The organism is Mucilaginibacter dorajii, assembly GCF_024808255.1.
In the GTDB taxonomy this organism is placed as follows: Bacteria; Bacteroidota; Bacteroidia; order Sphingobacteriales; family Sphingobacteriaceae; genus Mucilaginibacter; species Mucilaginibacter dorajii.
Window position 1 is genome coordinate 224941 of the sequence record NZ_JANTYS010000007.1, and the last position, 17884, is coordinate 242824.

At 41.3% G+C, this 17884-nt stretch carries 17 protein-coding genes; 9 read left to right on the top strand and 8 right to left on the bottom strand.

Features of this window, described 5'->3' with window-relative positions; all coding sequences use genetic code 11:
• The first annotated feature begins 63 nt into the window (after positions 1 to 63).
• The 6 genes from FHS10_RS11820 (at position 64) to FHS10_RS11845 (ending at position 3869) form a co-directional block, all read left to right on the top strand.
• The gene (locus tag FHS10_RS11820; RefSeq protein ID WP_259090753.1) at positions 64 to 786 is read left to right on the top strand and encodes a dioxygenase family protein; all 723 of its coding nucleotides are present in this window, start codon (positions 64 to 66) and stop codon (positions 784 to 786) included.
• Between the two features lie 15 nt (positions 787 to 801).
• Entirely contained in the window at positions 802 to 1314 is a 513-nt protein-coding gene (locus tag FHS10_RS11825; RefSeq protein ID WP_259090755.1) for a hypothetical protein, read from the top strand.
• A 1-nt stretch (position 1315) separates the two neighbouring features.
• Positions 1316 to 2017 (top strand): pirin family protein, encoded by a 702-nt coding sequence (locus tag FHS10_RS11830; protein WP_259090756.1) that lies wholly within the window; start codon positions 1316 to 1318, stop codon positions 2015 to 2017.
• Positions 2018 to 2354: 337 nt separating this feature from the next.
• Positions 2355 to 2900 carry an RNA polymerase sigma factor gene (locus FHS10_RS11835; RefSeq protein WP_259090758.1) on the top strand — a complete coding sequence of 182 codons (546 nt, stop codon included), beginning with the start codon at positions 2355 to 2357 and terminating at the stop codon, positions 2898 to 2900.
• The gene (locus FHS10_RS11840) at positions 2881 to 3153 is read left to right on the top strand and encodes a hypothetical protein (RefSeq protein ID WP_259090760.1); all 273 of its coding nucleotides are present in this window, start codon (positions 2881 to 2883) and stop codon (positions 3151 to 3153) included. Before FHS10_RS11835 ends, FHS10_RS11840 begins: the two co-directional genes overlap by 20 nt.
• A gap of 32 nt (positions 3154 to 3185) precedes the next feature.
• Positions 3186 to 3869 (top strand): ClpP family protease, encoded by a 684-nt coding sequence (locus tag FHS10_RS11845; protein WP_259090768.1) that lies wholly within the window; start codon positions 3186 to 3188, stop codon positions 3867 to 3869.
• Positions 3870 to 4623: 754 nt separating this feature from the next.
• On the opposite strand, the gene FHS10_RS11850 is transcribed toward FHS10_RS11845, so the two are convergent.
• The 5 genes from FHS10_RS11850 to FHS10_RS11870 form a co-directional block, all read right to left on the bottom strand.
• The gene (locus tag FHS10_RS11850; protein WP_259090770.1) at positions 4624 to 5847 is read right to left on the bottom strand and encodes a multidrug effflux MFS transporter; all 1224 of its coding nucleotides are present in this window, start codon (positions 5845 to 5847) and stop codon (positions 4624 to 4626) included.
• A 114-nt stretch (positions 5848 to 5961) separates the two neighbouring features.
• Positions 5962 to 7182, bottom strand: coding sequence for a BamA/TamA family outer membrane protein (locus FHS10_RS11855; RefSeq protein ID WP_259090772.1), 1221 nt, complete (start codon positions 7180 to 7182; stop codon positions 5962 to 5964).
• Positions 7183 to 7359: 177 nt separating this feature from the next.
• On the bottom strand, positions 7360 to 7710 hold the full coding sequence (locus FHS10_RS11860) for a YMGG-like glycine zipper-containing protein (RefSeq protein WP_259090773.1): 351 nt from the start codon (positions 7708 to 7710) through the stop codon (positions 7360 to 7362).
• Between the two features lie 223 nt (positions 7711 to 7933).
• Complete coding sequence (locus FHS10_RS11865; RefSeq protein ID WP_259090774.1) at positions 7934 to 8746, bottom strand: alpha/beta fold hydrolase; 813 nt, start codon at positions 8744 to 8746, stop codon at positions 7934 to 7936.
• Positions 8747 to 8752: 6 nt separating this feature from the next.
• Complete coding sequence (locus FHS10_RS11870; RefSeq protein WP_259090776.1) at positions 8753 to 10069, bottom strand: gluconate:H+ symporter; 1317 nt, start codon at positions 10067 to 10069, stop codon at positions 8753 to 8755.
• A 387-nt stretch (positions 10070 to 10456) separates the two neighbouring features.
• Between FHS10_RS11870 and FHS10_RS11875 the strand changes: the two genes are divergently transcribed.
• Both FHS10_RS11875 and FHS10_RS11880 read left to right on the top strand, forming a co-directional pair.
• Positions 10457 to 10816, top strand: a complete 360-nt coding sequence (locus FHS10_RS11875) for a response regulator (protein ID WP_259090777.1) — start codon at positions 10457 to 10459, stop codon at positions 10814 to 10816.
• 1005 nt (positions 10817 to 11821) lie between these two features.
• Entirely contained in the window at positions 11822 to 12190 is a 369-nt protein-coding gene (locus tag FHS10_RS11880) for a response regulator (RefSeq protein WP_259090779.1), read from the top strand.
• Positions 12191 to 12258: 68 nt separating this feature from the next.
• On the opposite strand, the gene FHS10_RS11885 is transcribed toward FHS10_RS11880, so the two are convergent.
• The 3 genes from FHS10_RS11885 to FHS10_RS11895 all read right to left on the bottom strand — a co-directional run bounded on the left by FHS10_RS11885 (position 12259) and on the right by FHS10_RS11895 (position 14351).
• A complete protein-coding gene (locus tag FHS10_RS11885) occupies positions 12259 to 12633 on the bottom strand; it encodes a hypothetical protein (RefSeq protein WP_259090780.1) in 375 nt (124 codons plus the stop codon).
• 73 nt (positions 12634 to 12706) lie between these two features.
• Positions 12707 to 13213 carry a GbsR/MarR family transcriptional regulator gene (locus tag FHS10_RS11890; RefSeq protein ID WP_259090781.1) on the bottom strand — a complete coding sequence of 169 codons (507 nt, stop codon included), beginning with the start codon at positions 13211 to 13213 and terminating at the stop codon, positions 12707 to 12709.
• Positions 13214 to 13367: 154 nt separating this feature from the next.
• Positions 13368 to 14351: a hypothetical protein gene (locus tag FHS10_RS11895; protein ID WP_259090783.1), complete on the bottom strand. Its 984-nt coding sequence runs from the start codon at positions 14349 to 14351 to the stop codon at positions 13368 to 13370.
• Between the two features lie 397 nt (positions 14352 to 14748).
• On the opposite strand from FHS10_RS11895, the gene FHS10_RS11900 reads away from it, so the two are divergent.
• The gene (locus FHS10_RS11900; RefSeq protein WP_259090784.1) at positions 14749 to 17877 is read left to right on the top strand and encodes a tetratricopeptide repeat protein; all 3129 of its coding nucleotides are present in this window, start codon (positions 14749 to 14751) and stop codon (positions 17875 to 17877) included.
• Positions 17878 to 17884: the final 7 nt, after the last annotated feature.

The following is a 17884-nucleotide window of genomic DNA, read 5'->3' on the forward strand; positions in this document are numbered from 1 at the left end:
TGCCAATTACTTTTGAATCAGTAACCCACATCACACAACACAAACTAAAAGGAGACAAAGATTATGGAACGCAAAAACTTTTTAAAAAGCCTGATGGTTGGCGCAGTATCAACATCTGTATTGGTAGAAGCCTGCAAAAAAGACACCACAAGCCCTACAACTACTACAACCACCAGTACTTCAACAAGCTCGGGCAGCACAACCAGCTGTAGCGTTATTGAAACCGAAACAGAGGGTCCATACCCAACACATACACCAGCATCCTATGTGCGCAGCGATATTACCGATGGTCGCACCGGTTATGCCCTTACTGTAAAAATAACCGTTAACAACAGCAATAACAGTTGTAATGCGCTATCGGGTGCACTGGTTGATATCTGGCATTGTGATGCCGAAGGCAATTATTCTGAATACGGCGGCAGCGGCACCCAGGCTACCAACTATACTACTGTACATTTTTTACGTGGCAGGCAAACAACCGACGCGAACGGCCTGGTAACTTTCACATCTATCTTTCCGGGTTGGTACACTGGTCGTGCCACGCATATTCACGTACATGTTTATAACTCGGCAGGTACTTCATTAAAGGTTACCCAAATCGCTTTCCCTGAAGGTACCGGCACTGCACTGGCTGCAGTTGCAGGTTACACCAAAGGGATGACAGGCTATACCTATAACGCAACCGATGGTGTATTTAGCGATGGCTATGCCCTTGAACTGGCCACCATAACCGGCAGTACAACCGCTGGATTCGCATTATCAATAAGCATGAGTGTGCCTGCTTAACATCAAATATACGTTATGAGCAACCGCGTTATTACATTGTGTTACCGAAAGATCATCGACATAAATGCCGCCAAACAATGGGATAAGCTGGTGTTTGAGGCATCGTACATGGAATTTAAAATGCAGGCGCAGAACTATAGTGGTGGCACGGCATTCACCAGCTATGCCGACCTGCTAAGGCATGTACCTAACGCGCAGGCTATAGCGGGTATGGTTATGCCGGCTATTACCGGTTACGTACAGCAGTTTGCCAACATTGTGCCCGATATTTTGAACAATGTTGGCAAGCGCTTTTTAAAGTTTAACCGCTTCCAGTTTGAGATCATTAACTCGGATATCCTGGATAAAACCAAACACCAGGTAGCTGTTAACTTTTACACCGATTCATTGCTTTGGCATGATACAGTAGATAACTTTTTACTGGTATCTGATCATAAGCCAGCAGCGATCATCGATGAAGAGATGTTAAGCAACCTGTTCCAGTTACAACCCTACGTAAATATTCACACCATAAAAAATTTGCAATAAAATGGAAAAGCTTTCACCGGGACAAATCTTCCTTGCCGACCAGCGGGGAATTGCTGAAAATGAAAACTCAAGGCGCTTCAGCAGTTTTAATTACGGGCATTATGTTAATGAAAACCGTAAACCGTTTGGTCCGTTGGAAGTTTTTAATGACGAGATCCTGGCGGCGGGCAAATCGGTTAGCATAACTATTCAAAATGCCTGCTACTTAATTATCATCCCCATAACCGGTGCGCTTTTAAGTACAAATGCCCAACATAAAACCACAGTGACCGATGTTGGTGAAGTATTTATCAACTATGCAGCCAGCGGCGACGCATTTGAGCTTACCAACCCCTACCCTAATGATTGGGTGAATTTTTTATGCATCCAGATAAAGGCTAAAGCTGATGTATTTCCTTTTTTTGATCAAACCTTTAATTTCGATTTCGCAGATAAACAAAATGAGCTGATCTGTGTGGCCCCCGACTATAGCAAATTGCCTTTTAGTATCCACATAGGCCAGTTTGCAGGCAGGGCCGATGTATTGTATCACCTTAAAAACAGCGATTCGTTATTCTACGCTTTTGTAATTGCCGGCGCGTTTGAGCTACAAGGCCGCTTACTTCATGAACGCGACGGCCTTGCACTATGGGATTTGCAGGAAGCCGATATGGAAGCCTTAAGCAATAATGCCGTGATGCTGGTGATTGAAATGGCGGGGTAAAGGGACAATATAAAGCTATGTCATTGCCGTACGTTTTAAAATCTGCGGACTGTGAAGCGGGGAATGACAATATAAGGCTATGTCATTGCGAAGCACGAAGCAATCGCGAACTGTGCAGATCCGCCCTGTAAAGCATGCGATTGCTTCGTGCCTCGCAATGACATGGCGGATTTGTCATGGGTACGAACGAATTATTTCACCTTTAGTATCCGCGTATTCTGTTGCTCGTAATAACATATTACGATAATTTAAGCCTCCATTCTCCCCTCCAAAAATATTTTATCAAAAAAAGGTGATATATGTTCCCTAAATTACACTAAGTAATAAACAGTAAACAATGGATACAGTTAAATTACAGGAGCAGGCCGGGCAAAGACAGGAGCTTTTTATAGCACTGTACAAAAAAGTATTCCCTGCGGTAGCCAAATATGTGGCCCGGTGTGGCGGCTCGTTTGATGAGGCTAAGGATGTTTTCCAGGATGCCTTGCTCAGTTATTACGAAAAAACAACCGAAACCGGCTTATCCGTTAACAACAGCGATGGCGCTTATATCTACGGCACGGCACGCTACCTGTGGATCAAACGCTATAAACAAAGCAGCCAATCATCACCTATTGACGAAAACCTTACGGCTAATATCCCTTCAGAAACCGATGCTATCCCCGACGAAAATAAACTGCTTAATTTTTTAGAAACCGCCGGCAAACGCTGTATGGAACTGTTACGTTCTTTTTACTACGATAAATTGCCAATGACAGAGGTGGCCCAAACATTTGGTTTTTCGGGCGTACGATCTGCAACAGTACAAAAGTATAAATGCATTGAAAAGATTAGGGAAACGGTTAAACAACAAGCATTAACATATGAGGACTTCCTTAAATAATATAGCCACCATTGAAGCCCATCTGCATAAAAAACAGCAACCTGCCGATGCCCTGCTGTTTGATGCCAAACTATTGCTTGACGATACCCTACAGGTTAACGTACCTGCACAGCAGCAGGCTTACAGCCTGGTACAGCAATATGGCCGTAAACAGCTAAAACAGGAGATTGAAACTGTGCATCAACAATTATTTAATACCACAAAACACCTCAGTTTCAGGCAAAAAATAGCCCGGATATTTTTAAACAGGTAAGCCCTCCGGGTTTACCACAAACCACAATTTTCATGAATATCGATAAACAGGAATTCCGCAAATATGCGGTCATGCACCATGCTATTGCCGGTTCGGCGGTAGATAGTTTCATTTCGGGGGTCGAAAAAAGCGCGTTGCCAACCGCTATGACGCCCTATATTACTGAAGAGCGCGAAATGCGCGTAGCCCAAATGGATGTATTTTCGCGCCTGATGATGGACAGGATCATTTTTATGGGTCAGGCTGTTGACGATAATGTAGCCAACATCATACAGGCACAGCTGCTTTTCCTGCAATCAACAGATGCCAAAAAGGACATCCAGATGTATATCAATTCGCCCGGCGGATCAGTTTACGCAGGTCTGGGCATTTATGATACCATGCATTTCATTAGCCCCGATGTAGCTACCATTTGCACGGGCATAGCGCTATCTATGGGAGCGGTGTTATTGTGCGGCGGTGCAGCAGGCAAACGCGCAGCGCTCAGGCACTCAAGAGTAATGCTGCATCAGCCATCTGGCGGGGCGCAAGGCATGGCATCTGACATTGAAATAGCATCGCGCCAGGTACTCAAAATAAAACAGGAACTATATGAGATCATTGCCAAACACAGCGGCCAACCCTACGAAAAAGTGTACGAAGTATCTGACCGGGATTACTGGATGATAGCCAGCGAGGCCAAGGAGTTTGGGATAATAGATGAGGTGTTGGTGTAAACGGATGTGCAGGTGTGCGGATTTCAGATGTGCAGATGAAGTAAAAGCGGAGTCAATGTGATCTTTAAATCAGCAACCTTGAGGTGTGTAGGTTTGCGATGCCTACCCATGACAAACCCATCATGTCATTATAAGTTTTAAAAACCGGCCGCCTCTGAAGGGGGAAATGATGTAAAGGTTTGTCATCCTGAGTTGTAAAATTTCGCGAAATTCTGAAGGTGAAATGACAATATAAAGCTATGTCATTGCGAGGAACGAAGCAATCGCGAACTGTGCAGATTCGCCCTGTAGAGCATGAGATTGCTTCGTGCCTTATAATAACGTTCATGTAAGTTATTGATTATCAGATATATTTTTTGCAGAGACGCAATATTTTGCGTCTCCCACTATACAGAGCGGATTTGTGAGATTTTAAATTTGCGTGTTGCATTTGCACGCGGGAGACGCAAAATATTGCGTCTCTACACAAGCGCATTAACGATGTCATCACTATTTTTTTCAGGTGCCTGGTGGCTACTCGCAATGACATGGTGGACTTGTCATGGGTAGGAACGAAGGATCTTCTTCGCCCTGCTAATTGCAGACTTTTCTAACGAAGAAGATCCTTCAAACGTTCAGGATGATAAACGTTTTTTAAAAAACGTCATGGGTAGGTACGAAGCAATGACATAGCTTAATGCTGTCATTTTCCCCTTCAGAGGCGGCCGGTTCTTAAAACTTATAATGACGACTTTTTTTAGCTCAAAAACTGAAATCAATGCATCACAACCACATCACTATTAGCATCTACTTTATGCTTAATAAACCTTTTACCAATAAATAACACGCAAAAAGCAATTAAAGATGATGCCGCCATTACCGCCGCCATTGGCAGGGTGGTTTGGCTTTTGATTAAGGTGATGCCAACCGATGCCAACGATCCAATAGCCATTTGAAATGCCCCCATTAAGGCCGATGCGGAACCCGCGTTTTTGGTGAACGGCGCAAGTGATAATGCCGAGGTATTGGGACTGCAGATGCCTACACAACATAACACCCCAAATATCATGGCAATAGTACCCGCCATACCAAACCAGCCGTTAAATGAACCTATTAAAAATATGGCGGAGATGATTACCATACAAAACATGGTCACGTTAACTATCTGTTCGCTTTTATAATGTTTTACCAATTGACTATTTACCTGGCTTGAGCCTATAAAGCCAACTGATAGGCCGGCGAAGATCCACCCAAAATTTTTCTCGCTTACCTTAAAAACTTCGATAAACACAATGGGCGACGATGACACATAGGCAAACAAACCTGCAAATACAAAGGCGCCGCTTATGGCATAGGTAAAAAATTGCGGGTCTTTCAACACCGTGATAAAATGCGTAATGATGGGCAAGGGTTTGAGCGAATATGATGGATCGGGCTCATAACTTTCCGGTAAAAAGAAAATAACAGCCAGCAATATCAATACGGCCATAATGGTGAGGATCAAAAAGATCACCTGCCATTCAAAATTTGCTGTAATATAGCTGCCAGCTGTTGGGGCCAGCATAGGCGATGCACCTAACACCAATATCAACAGGGCAAAAACTTTGGCGTTATCTTCTACCGGGAAAAGGTCGCGTACCATGGCCATGGCGGCAACACTGGCAGCGCAGCCCCCCAGCGCCTGGAAAAACCGCATTACGATCAACATCTCCAGCGAGCTTGAAAAAAAGCAACCTATTGATGTTAAAATATATAGGCATAAACCAAAATAAAGTGGCTTTTTACGGCCAAACCTATCCAGTAAAGGCCCATACAACAGCTGCCCTGCCGAAATGCCAATAAAGAAACTTGATAAAGAAAGCGCCACCTCATCGGTACTGGTATGCAGGTATTTGGCTATGGCCTTGAAGCCCGGCAGGTACATATCAATAGAAAACGGCGCCAAAGCCGTAAGCGAACCCAGTATAATGATGAGGAAGAAATATCGTTTTTTGGTCATAGTTTTTAGTTCATGGATCATGGTTGATAGTTCATGGCAGAAGAATAGATGATAAACCTATTTAACCAGTAGAAACGGCCATGATCTATGAACCATCAACCATGAACTAATTCCTCAGAACGTTTCGCCTAAATTAAGGTTTATTGACGAATAGTGTTTACTTACGCCGTAATCAAGGGCAATATTCGTTCCCGATTTTTTGTTGAACTTAAAACGAAGGCCGGTGCCACCGGCAGGGTGCCAGTAAGCAAATTTCATATCAGATTCGGTAACCGAATTGACATTGGTAAACAACACAAAACCCAGCAAGCCGTTCCGGGTAATATCCCTACGGTATTCCGTTTCAAAATAGGCCAGGCGCTGCCCGCGATAGCGGTTTTGTATAAAGCCCCTGCCCGATCGCTGGTATGGCTCCCAACCCAGGCTGGGCAAATTAAGGTACGGGGTTCCGGGAGTGAGCGACGTCCAATAAAACGACCAAAATGCCAGCACATTTTTAGGCCCCGAATTGGTTAACGCTACATATTTACGCACATCAATGTATAACGATTGCCAGTTGGTATGGCTGCCCAACACTCTTGTATTAAACCGATAGGATACATTGGCATAAACACCTGGCAGCGGGTCTATTGAGTTTTTGCGGGTATCATACAATAAGTTAAGTGTAGCTCCCGATGAAAAAGCATCCTTATCTGTGGCTGTGCCATACTTATAACCGGTAAAGTTGTGCAGGTTATCGTTTCCCCTGCTTTCTATATCTTCATAATAATCCAGGGCATAACCTACCCCAGCATAAAAATAAGGTTTGATTCTTTTAAGCACCGTTTGATAAAACCGCACATAATTATAGTTTACTAAAAATTTGTGATACTCGGGCTGCTTGCCGCCAAGTCCCCAGGTATATTGCGGGTACACCAACAAACGAGTATCGCCTATAATATTCCATTGGTTATTATTTAACCAGATATTGGATCGGATTGGCAAGCCATACCTACCCTTCAGGTTAAAATATGGCGTAAATGTAAAACTCGATAGATTTGTGGTAGCCTCATCGCCAAGGTAAAAACCAGCGGTAGTTGATGTAAACAAGGCCCGGCCACCACTTCGGCCATCTGACGATGATATGGGCAGAAAAGAAAAATAAAATTTCTTTTTTTCCAATGGGGATACCTTGCGTGGCTTTACATTAAATACCGACCGGAAAATATCGATCAGATCCCGCTGCGGAATGGTATCGTTCAACCGTTTGGCAGTATCAGCAATAGGCATACTCACCTGGGCCATTATAGCATATGGAAATAAGCAGAAAACTAATGCTATAAATGTTTTACCCATTATATATTACAAAACTATGTACAAGTGTTACAACCTGCTTTATAACGAATAAATTGACCATTAAGCGTTTACAGATCAAATTTTCATAATGCTGATAAACTGCCCCGTTAAAGCCTTAAGGTAACAAAAAGCCCGCTGTTATTGCTAACGCGGGCCTGTTTTTTTATTGAAAATATCTTATTGATATTTAACCGTAGTTACCGTGGTAGTTTTACTGTACGGGCGATGGTGCACCGGATGTGCCCTGCGCCATGCAATGCGACGGGCACGTTCTTTTTTCTCTTTGGCCCTGCGTGCTTCGTTACCAATAATGTAACCGCCGCCGGCACCAATTGCGCCACCAATTAAGGCACCACCAACATTATGACCAACAAGGCCGCCAACTACGGCACCGCCGGCACCACCTATAATGGCACCTTTACCTTGTGAACTTATTCCTTTTTTGTGCGTGGTTTGCGCCTGGGTGTTTGATGCAAACGTTAGCAGGAGTGCAAAAAACAAACACGCAAATATGATTAGCTTTTTCATGATGAATGTATCTGATAAGTGTTAAAAAATGTAACTGCAAACACCTATGCAAATGCCACACCGCTATATGAACATAACGTCAATAAAAGGTAAAAAGGTATCTTTTGGGCAGATAATACCATGTTTAAAATAGTTCAAGAAGATTTACAGCCAGGTAATTCCGGTTGACTAATAGCTATAATGACTAATTTACTATACAGTATTTGATAACAACGCAGATTGGTTATTTAAAAAATGCCAGCACATCGGTCGAAAACTCCGGTGTTTTAGATGCAGCGTTATGGTCGCCGGGTACGTACATGAGTTTTGAGCCGGCTATCATTTTATTTAAAGCAGTTTCGGAGCCATTGTCATGATCATCGGTGCCATCTATCAATAATACCGGAATTTTAACCTTAGCCAATACCCCAGGACTTGTTGACGGTTGATATTTTTGCTGCAATGCCAATGCCGGCACGTCAAACGCGGGATTGCTATGAATGTATTTTACCATGCCATCCACATCATGAAAACTGGTATCGCCCATTAATGCTTTATAGGCGTGTACCCGCCTTGGCCATTCAGGATTGGTATAACCATCGCCCATACCGCCCATTACCAGCTTTTGTACGCGTTTATCTAACACCAAAATGCGAGAGGCAATGATAGATCCGCGCGAATATCCTACTACATTATATTTTTTGATACCCAGGCCGGTTGCCAGCCCCATAATATCTTTTGCTTCGGCATCGTTGGCATAACCTGCATCGGTATGGGGTTTATCAGACCGGCCATTTCCTCTTTGATCAAGTATGATCACTTTATAACCAGCGCTTAACAGATCGCCATAAAGCTTACCACTTTTCCAACCCTGCCCCGTTCCTGAAAAGCCGTGAATGAGCAAAACAGGAAAGCCATCACCCTTAACTTCGTAATAGATCTTAGTACCATCAAACGAAGTATAATAGCTGCCCGTAACAGTTTCCTGTGCGTAGTTAACTTTACTTAAAAACAGTAATGCAGCTATTGCAAGCACCCACCTGGTTATTTTTTTCATCGCAAATTACTTTACAAACTGGTTTATAATTAATACACCGGCAAGCCCGATGATAGAAACCAACGATTCCATCATCGACCAGGATTTAATAGTATCTTTAATACTGAGGTTAAAATATTCTTTAAACAGCCAAAAACCCGAATCATTCACATGCGAAAACGCCAGGCTGCCCGCGCCAATGGAAAGCACCATTAAATTGGGGTTAACATGCCCCTGAGTTACCAGCCCCGTTACTATGCCCGCGGCGGTAAGGCCAGCCACCGTAGCCGAGCCCAGACTAATCCTGATTATAGCTGCTATAACCCAGCCCAATACCAAAGGCGGCAGGTTAAAAGTTTGCAGCTGATTGGCTATTTGGCCGCTAACGCCGCTGGCCGTTAATACTTCTTTAAAAGCCCCCGAGCCTGCTATAATAAGCAGGATAAGCGCGATATCTTTAATAGCATCGGTATAATTAACGGCTAACTGGCTCATTGTTTTACCCTGTTTAATACCCAATGTAAACGTGGCTACTATAAGGGCTATGAGCATTACTATGGATGGATCGCCCAAAAAAGCAACCAAACTAAGGATCTGTTTATCTTTAATACCCAGGTAAGGAAAAAACGCGGTAAGCATTAACAGCATAACCGGCAACAATGCGGTAAAAAAGCTATTTGCAGCGCCCGGTAATTTATTGGCGGGCAACTCTTCGGCCCTGAAGGTTGCTAAAGGTTCTGAAGGGATTTTTTTTAGGAATTGCGCAAACACCGGCCCGGCAAGTATAATAGCAGGGATAGCTATCATAAACCCATATATAAAGGTAGTTGCCATATTAGCGTGGAACAGCACCACCAGTGCCGATGGCGAGGGGTGCGGCGGTAAAAAGCCGTGGGTTACAGATAAAGAAGCAAGCATGGGCAAGCCAATAAACACCGCCGGCAGCTTGTATTTATAGGTAACCGAAAATATAAGCGGTACCATGAGCACAAAGCCAATACCATAAAATAGCGGAATGCCTATGATAAACCCGGCGGTAACCAATGCCCATTGTATATGCTTTTCGCCAACAGCGTTAACCAATACTTCTGATATTTTTTGCGCCGCGCCGCTGGTAGCAACCAGCTTACCCAACATGGCACCAAGGCAAATGATGATCAATAATGATCCCATAATATCACCCATGCCTTTTTGCACCGAGGAGGTAACCTTGTTTATAGGAATGCCCAACATAAGACCTGCAATAATTGATACAATAAGAAAGGCGATAAAGGGATTTACCTTACCCCAGCTAACCAACAAAACAAGCAGGATAATACAAATGAGAATAGTTAATAGTGCCATTATGTTAAGCTGTAATTTACTGTTGATAAAGGGCCGGCGAAAGCCATTTGTTTTTGCCTAAAGTAATAACAAAATTTGAGTTTGAGTCTTTAACTACTAATTCCTTTAATGCATTGAAATAAATTGCCCTTCCATAGCAATCATTAATTAAAAATTAAAAAAGCAAAACAAGTAATAAAACAATTTTATACTTTAACAATATTTTAATTATAACAAAAAAATAGCGATTATAAAGCATGTTTTTATAAAAAGCTCAAAAAAAAAATCCGTACTTTTACACGCTTATTTATTCGATAAATTATAAGGTCAAACTTTATCAGGTAATTATTTAATTTCATCAACTGCACTTAAATACTTTTTAGGCTATTTCATTTTATTCATTTTTTTATGTCAAAACGTATTTTAGTATTGGATGATAACCGGGATATCTTAGAAATTGTTCATGAAACGCTCACATATGAACAATTTCAGGTACGCAGCACCTCAAACAGCACCGAGGTACTTCCTTTAATTGAAGAATTCAATCCTGATCTTGTTATTTTAGATTACCGGGTAGCCGGTACAAATGGTGGCGAAATTTGCAAAAGCATTAAAGTACACCCCCGCTTTGGTAATATCCCTGTTATCATATTCTCGGCCTATTTAAGTAACGACCACCACCTGTTAAATTATGGCTGCGATGGGGTTATCAATAAACCTTTTGACCTTACAGAACTTGTTGAAAAAGTTAACAACCTTATAAAATAGCTTACGACTAATTAACTACAACCATTTTCAATATCCAAAACGCTCCCTGGCATTGTCAAATTAGCATGTACAAGCTAATAAATAGCCATTATAATTAAAGGAAATTGACAAGTATATAAAAAACAGGCCTGCGATAGCATTTTTTTGCCAATTTCATCAATAAACACTTCAATTTTATTAAAATACCTAATTATTAAAGCGACCCTTTAAGATATTGGCAATATTTTTATCTTTGTTTAATTAAAAACGAATAAATACAATAAACCCCTGATTGTATTATGACACTACCACTAAACTCCGGAGACAGCCTCAAGGCAATTGTCAGAAAAAAAGCTATTTGCCGAAGTTGTAAAACAGAACTTGACAGTAGAATACCCAGAGGCTTTTTTGCAAAGAATATTTTATTTTTTTTACCGTTGAAAAGATACATATGCTATCGTTGTCAAAGGAAGCGCTACATATTAGGTTAATTTATTATTAAATAATTAACCTAATAGTATCCATTCCATAACTTATTAGCCTATTTACAACATAAAACGCGTTTTTCTTATTGGTATGTTGTATTTTGGTCGCCTTATTTATTGATAGTGGACGATCAACCAAAAGTTAAACCAAGGAAATCATATTATTGTTCCAAATGCGGCGCACCATTTCATTTCCAGATGCACAGAAGCTGGTTCTTTAAAAATGTATTAGGTTTTTTACCAATTAAAAAGTATTTCTGCGCTAAATGTAAAAAATCCAGCTACATCATTACCAGCCAGGGAAGCTAATTAAACTGTACTTTGTTTATTACACTTTAATTTATCGGCCTGCATTACGCAACCGTATTTTTCTTGTTTTATACATTATTACACCTATAACAACCATCAATTTGCCCTAAAAGCACTTATATTTAAATTTGGTATAACATTTGTGTATAAATATCCGAATGTTTAATAATGGTATTTGTAGTTCAAATGCTATTATTAAACACCTATTTGAAGATACTAAAGAATGATACTTATGAGGCGAATATTAGCGGTGGACGACGATAACGACATATTGGAGGTTTTACAATACATACTTGAAGATTCGGGGTACGAAGTGGAAACTTTATCTGATGGCCACAACCTGTTTAATACCATCAGGCATCATCAGCCCGATTTGATTTTGCTTGATATCATGCTTGGAGGTTTAGACGGCCGCGAATTATGCAAACATTTAAAGCTGGGCAAAGAAACTCATGATATTCCTGTGATAATGATATCCGCCAGTCATGATATTGCAAAAATTAAACAGGAAAAAGGTAGTCCCGATGATTTTATAGCCAAACCCTTTGATATAGATGTGTTGCTAAGAAGTATTAAAAGACAATTGAACGCCGCTGCATAAGTTTAATAAAACAACAAAGCCGTTTTGCTTAAAACAAAACGGCTTTGTTATTTATGCGCTATCGCATATTACTCAATATTGATATTAAAAGCCCTATCCCGTTTAGCCCGGTTACGCAATTTGAAAAATACCGCGAGGTTTAAAAAGTGCATAGCTCCTAAGGTGAGAATAATCCACCCTATTTTATAACTCAGCACCTCAACTACAACCTGCACGTTGGGGATGCTGCCGGTTTCTTTAAGTGACAGGCTCATGTAACCAATATTAACCAGGTAAAACCCTACAACCAGCAGTTTATTAACAGAGTCGGCCAGTTCCTGGTTGCCGTGAAATATATCAACCAAAAAAATACGCCCGTTTTTAAATAACACTTTGGCAACCCATACTGTTAAAGCAATGCTTACCACAAGGTAAACAAGGTAAGTTAAAATAAAATAGTTCATGACCGTTTGATTTTTATATGTATATTATTTATTGAATTTTCAGGAAAAAATGAAATTTTAAATCAAAAAAATATTACTTGAATATTTTAAATATCGAACCAAAAAACCAACTCTCTTCGGCCTTTAGCATGGTATCTAAAGTTTTGTTTACGTTTTTGGCAAGTTTATTAATATCAGTTACCGATGTTTTAAAGGTTTTAAATGCGGGGTCTTTTTCGTCGCCTTCAATCTCCGTTAACTGGCCCAGGATCTTCAATACAGGGTCAAGCTCACGCTTTTTACGTTCCTCGGCTACTTTGCGGGCAATTACCCAGGTATCTTTTTCAGCAAAGAAAAACTCTTTACGCTCGCCTGTTTTGTGTTGCTTTTCAACCAGGCCCCAGTCTATCAGGTCGCGTAAGGTCATGTTGGCATTACCGCGGGAAATGCTTAGCTCGGCCATTACCTCTTCGGTAGTTAAAGCCTCGGGCGATACCAACAGCAAAGCATGTACCTGTGCCATGGTGCGGTTAATGCCCCACTCCGATCCCAACTTCCCCCAGGCCTCAATAAACTTTAGCTTTGCTTCTGCCAATTCCATATGCAAATATAGATAAGTTTTTAAACTTTCAAAAATAAATGAAAATAATTTTAGTAGCAAGTAGTTAGTATCAAGTAGTAAGATTTTTGGCGGGAAAATACTGATCTTTCCAATGTCAAGCAACTAATGCAGCTATCTTACTACTTGATACTAACTACTTGCTACTCAAAGAAAGTTCTTTATCAATCCTCACATTCCACTCGCTTTGTGCGCCGGGCTTGGTGCCATGGGCGGTGTCGCCATCGTACTTTTCCTGTAGCTGATTCATTTCGCTAAACGAATCGAGGTATTGTACATTTATAGGTCCGTCGTAATTGTCAACCGTGAACTTTTCCTTTAGCAGCGCCTGTTTAAAATGCTCGGCAACAAGTTTCACGATATCAAAATGGCGTTGTTCATGGTTTAGACTATAATCGCTACGGGCATCGCTTTTTACCCAACACGCGCTTTTGGGCAAATAAGCTTTTAAACTCAGGTGTACATTCACTATGCCTTTTATAATTTCAACCCGTTCGTTGTAGCCAAAACTTGGGAATACTTCCGCCTCGTATTTACTGTTAGGCGGCTTTTGCTGAAAATCGGCCCAGGTTAATGGTCGTTTAGCCGAGTAATAAATAGTATCTCCTTCTGGCTGTTCGGTATAGTTATCAAAAATGAGCTTTACGCCTTTGGCAAGCTTAATGTTACCGTCGGCTTGTTTATTCATCCACGAGTTAAAATAAACCAATGCGCCCTGCAGGCTATTACTTAACAATGCGGCAATATCCATTTGCTGACCCTGGCTGCGTGTATAATTTGAGCCGCCCCGATAGTCAACCAAATGCACATCATCGCCTTCCTTTTTGAGCATAAAGCTAAAGTTGATACTCAATTTGCCATCTATACGGCCACCAGATTGTAACGCCTCATCAACCCTTAATTTTTTTACGTGAATAATTACCGGCCGCAATGCTTTATCGGGCGGCAGGCTTTTGATGATAAATTGCCTGATGGCCGGTAAGCCACCATCTTTAAGATCGATAGCGTAAGTTGATGTAGCAGAATTTACCTGTGTTGCCGGCAATAACCGGGCTACCGCGCTCCTATCTTCCCGGTCGTCAACAACCCCGGCAACGTAAAACTCTTTAGATGAAAGCAAAAATTGCTGATCATTTAAAACAATCGGCCTGTTTATTTTTTGTGCATTACAAAACAAAGGATAAAACAAAATGCACAGTAAATACACCTTTCTATTTAAAAGCCCATTTATTACTGCAAATATCAATGTGATAGATAATTTAAAATTGGTTACGCCACAAACATATCATTATATTACGTTTAACGTCCTAAAAAATTGCTCGCACTAAATACCATTGATTATTTGCGGTTTAATCGTTTTAAAGACCTGTAATGGCTAACAATTTTAAAGTTTTCCACATGCATATCATCTTTAGTATTACCTTCGTTAATAAAAGTGTTTTCAACATTTGTTAACTACTTATGTGAATTACGCTTTTTCGTTTCGCTATTTTAGCACCATCGTTAGTATGCGCTTTATGATCAAAAAAAGATACATCCCCCTGCTAATTCCCGTTTTTATAGCTTCAACAGCACTTGCCCAGCAAAATCAGTCCAATCAAATTTACAACACTTATCATTCGGCTATTGACCTGATGACCAGGGGTAACTATGTTTCGGCTGCCGAGCAATTCCGCCTTGTTGAAACATCACGACTTAAAACCAGCACACAACCGCAATTTGAATCAGACTTGTCGCTGGTTAAAGAAAACAGCCAATACTATGAAGCCTATTGCGCGCTTAATTTAAATAATGATGATGCCGAAAGCATGTTTCAGCGCTTCATTAAAGAGCATCCTGAAAACCCGCTTACCAAGCTGGCTTATTTCCAGATAGGTAAATCATACTTTAAACAGGGCAACTACGAAAAATCATTACAATGGTTTGATAAGGTACAGGCCGGCGAACTTAACGGGCATGATAATACCGAATACAAATTCCGTAAAGGCTACGCCTATTTTTCGATAGGTAATTATAAAGACGCCCAGTTACTTTTTGCCGAAGTAAAAGCCAAAAAAACAGAGTTTACCGAGGATGCTACCTATTACTTTGCCTACATAGCCTATTTAAATAAAGATTACCATTTAGCCCTGGTAAACTTTGAAAGGCTAAAAAAATCAAAGAAATATGAAAACAGCTATCCTTACTATATCTCGGCCGTTTACTTTTTAGATAAACGCTATGACGATGTTATAAATTACGCGGTACCTATTGTAAACAGCACCCATCAGCAAAACGAAACTGAGATGCTACGCATTATTGCAGCATCGTACTTTGCCAAGGCGAATTTTGATAACGCGGTTAAGTATTACGGCCGTTTCCAGGACCGCGACCAGGGCCGCACCCAAAACACGCAGGATAGCTACCAGATTGGTTACACCTTTTACAAGGTTGGCAACTACGCCCAGGCGGCCGTTGAGTTAGAGAAGTTAGTTGAGCAAAAAGATGTATACAGCCAAAATGGTAATTATACCTTAGGCGATGTTTTCCTGAAGCTTAACAATAAACAAAGCGCCCGAAACGCGTTCCTTAATGCATCACGGTTAACTTATGATAAACAGTTACAGGAAGATGCCCTATATGAGTACGCCAAGTTATCTTACGAGCTTGATTTTAATACCGAGGCTTTAGCAGCCACCCGTTTATATCTTAAAAACTACCCTCGCTCGCGCCGTAATGACGAAATGAAGGTTTTATTGGGCGAGGAACTGCTAAACTCACGTAACTATAAAGAAGCGGTTGATATACTGGAGCCTATTCCCAATAAATCTGAAAGCGCGCAGATTGCATATCAAAAAGTTACCTACTACCGTGGTTTGGAGTTTTATAACGAACGTGCTTTTGAAAACGCAATAGGCATTTTTCTGCGCTCGCTTAAAAACCCGGTTGATGGCAAAACAGCTGCCTTAACTACCTATTGGATGGCCGAGGCTATGTACGAGGTGCGTAAGTATACAGAATCGGTAGAAACCTTTGAGCAGTTTTTAGCCATGCCAGAAGCCAAAGAAACCGATGTGGCCAACTACGCTAACTACGCATTGGCTTACGCTGCCTTTTATGGCGAACAGTATAAAAAAGCTGCTAATTATTTTGAGAAGTTTTTAGCCGGTGATGTAAAAGACGAGAGCACCAAAAACGACGCGGTAACCCGTATTGGCGATAGCTATTTTGTATTGAAAAGCTACAGCAAAGCCCTGGAATATTACGACCGCATTATTGCCATGCATAATCAGGGCGAAGATTATGCCTTGTTTCAGCGTGGCATGATCCAGGGTTTACAGGGATCGTTGGATACCAAGATCAGCACGTTGAATGACGTACTGAACAAGTTCCCTAACTCGGATTATGCCGATGACGCATCGTTTGAAATAGCCTATACCTACTTCCTGAAAACTGACGGCGAAAGGGCTAAAACCGACTTGCAGGCCATGATCCAGAAGTATCCGCGCAGCAGTTATGTACCGCGTGCTTTGGTTACCATTGGTTTAATTGACTACAACGCCGGTAATGACGACCTGGCTGTTGAATCATTTAAAAAAGTAGTACAGGATTACTCATCAACAGATGAGGCCAAACAATCACTTAAGCAAATTGAAAAAATTTATACCGATAAAGGTGATGCACAAACCTTTATCACTTACGCAGGCACTACTCCAATTGGCAATTATACCACAGCCGACCAGGAGAGCATTATGATAACCGCAGCCAATAACCTTTACTTAAAAGGCGACTGGCAAGGCTGTTTAGGTGCTGTTAATGCTTATTTTGATAAATTCCCCGGTAAACAGATCTATGAAAAACAGGCCAGGTTTATAAGGGCGCAAAGCTTAACCAACCTTAACCGTACCCAGGAAGCGGTGGTTGATTACAATTTTATCCTGAACGACTGGACCAGCGCTTACAGCGAAAAATCATTACTGGCTATGGCTAACCTTTATATTCGCCAAAAGAAATATAACGAGGCTGTGGTGTTCCTGAAAAGGTTGGAAACCAACGCCGAGTATAAGGCCGATTATACCTTCGCCATCAATAACCTGCTGTTGTGCTACTCTGAAATGCAAATGCCGGATGATGCGCTTAGCTATGTAAAGCTGGTTAGGGAAAACGATAAAACAGCCCAGGAAGATAAATTCCGTACCGGTTTGTACGCAGGTAAAGCCTACCTGCAAAGGGGCGATACCACAGCCGCCATTAAAGAGTTAAATTACACCATCACCAATACCAAAACAGTAGCTGCGGCCGAAGCAAAATATAATGTAGCATTGGTTGAGTATTTAAAAGGCAGGTATAAAACATCACAAAAAATGTGTTTCGACCTGGCTAAGGAGATGCCTAATTATGATTACTGGATAGCAAAAACCTATATTTTATTAGCCGATAATTATGTGGCCCTGAAAGATAATTTCCAGGCAAAAGCTACGCTGCAAAGTATCATTGAAAACTACAAAGGCGATGACGAAATATTACCAACCGCCAAACAGCAGTTGGAAGCCATCAACTCGGGTAAAAAAGGCAAAATATCGGCACCGGCTGCAATACAGGAAACCACCCCTGTAGCCCCGGCAGATACCACAAAAGCTAAAGCCGATACTACCAAAACAAACTAACAGGATC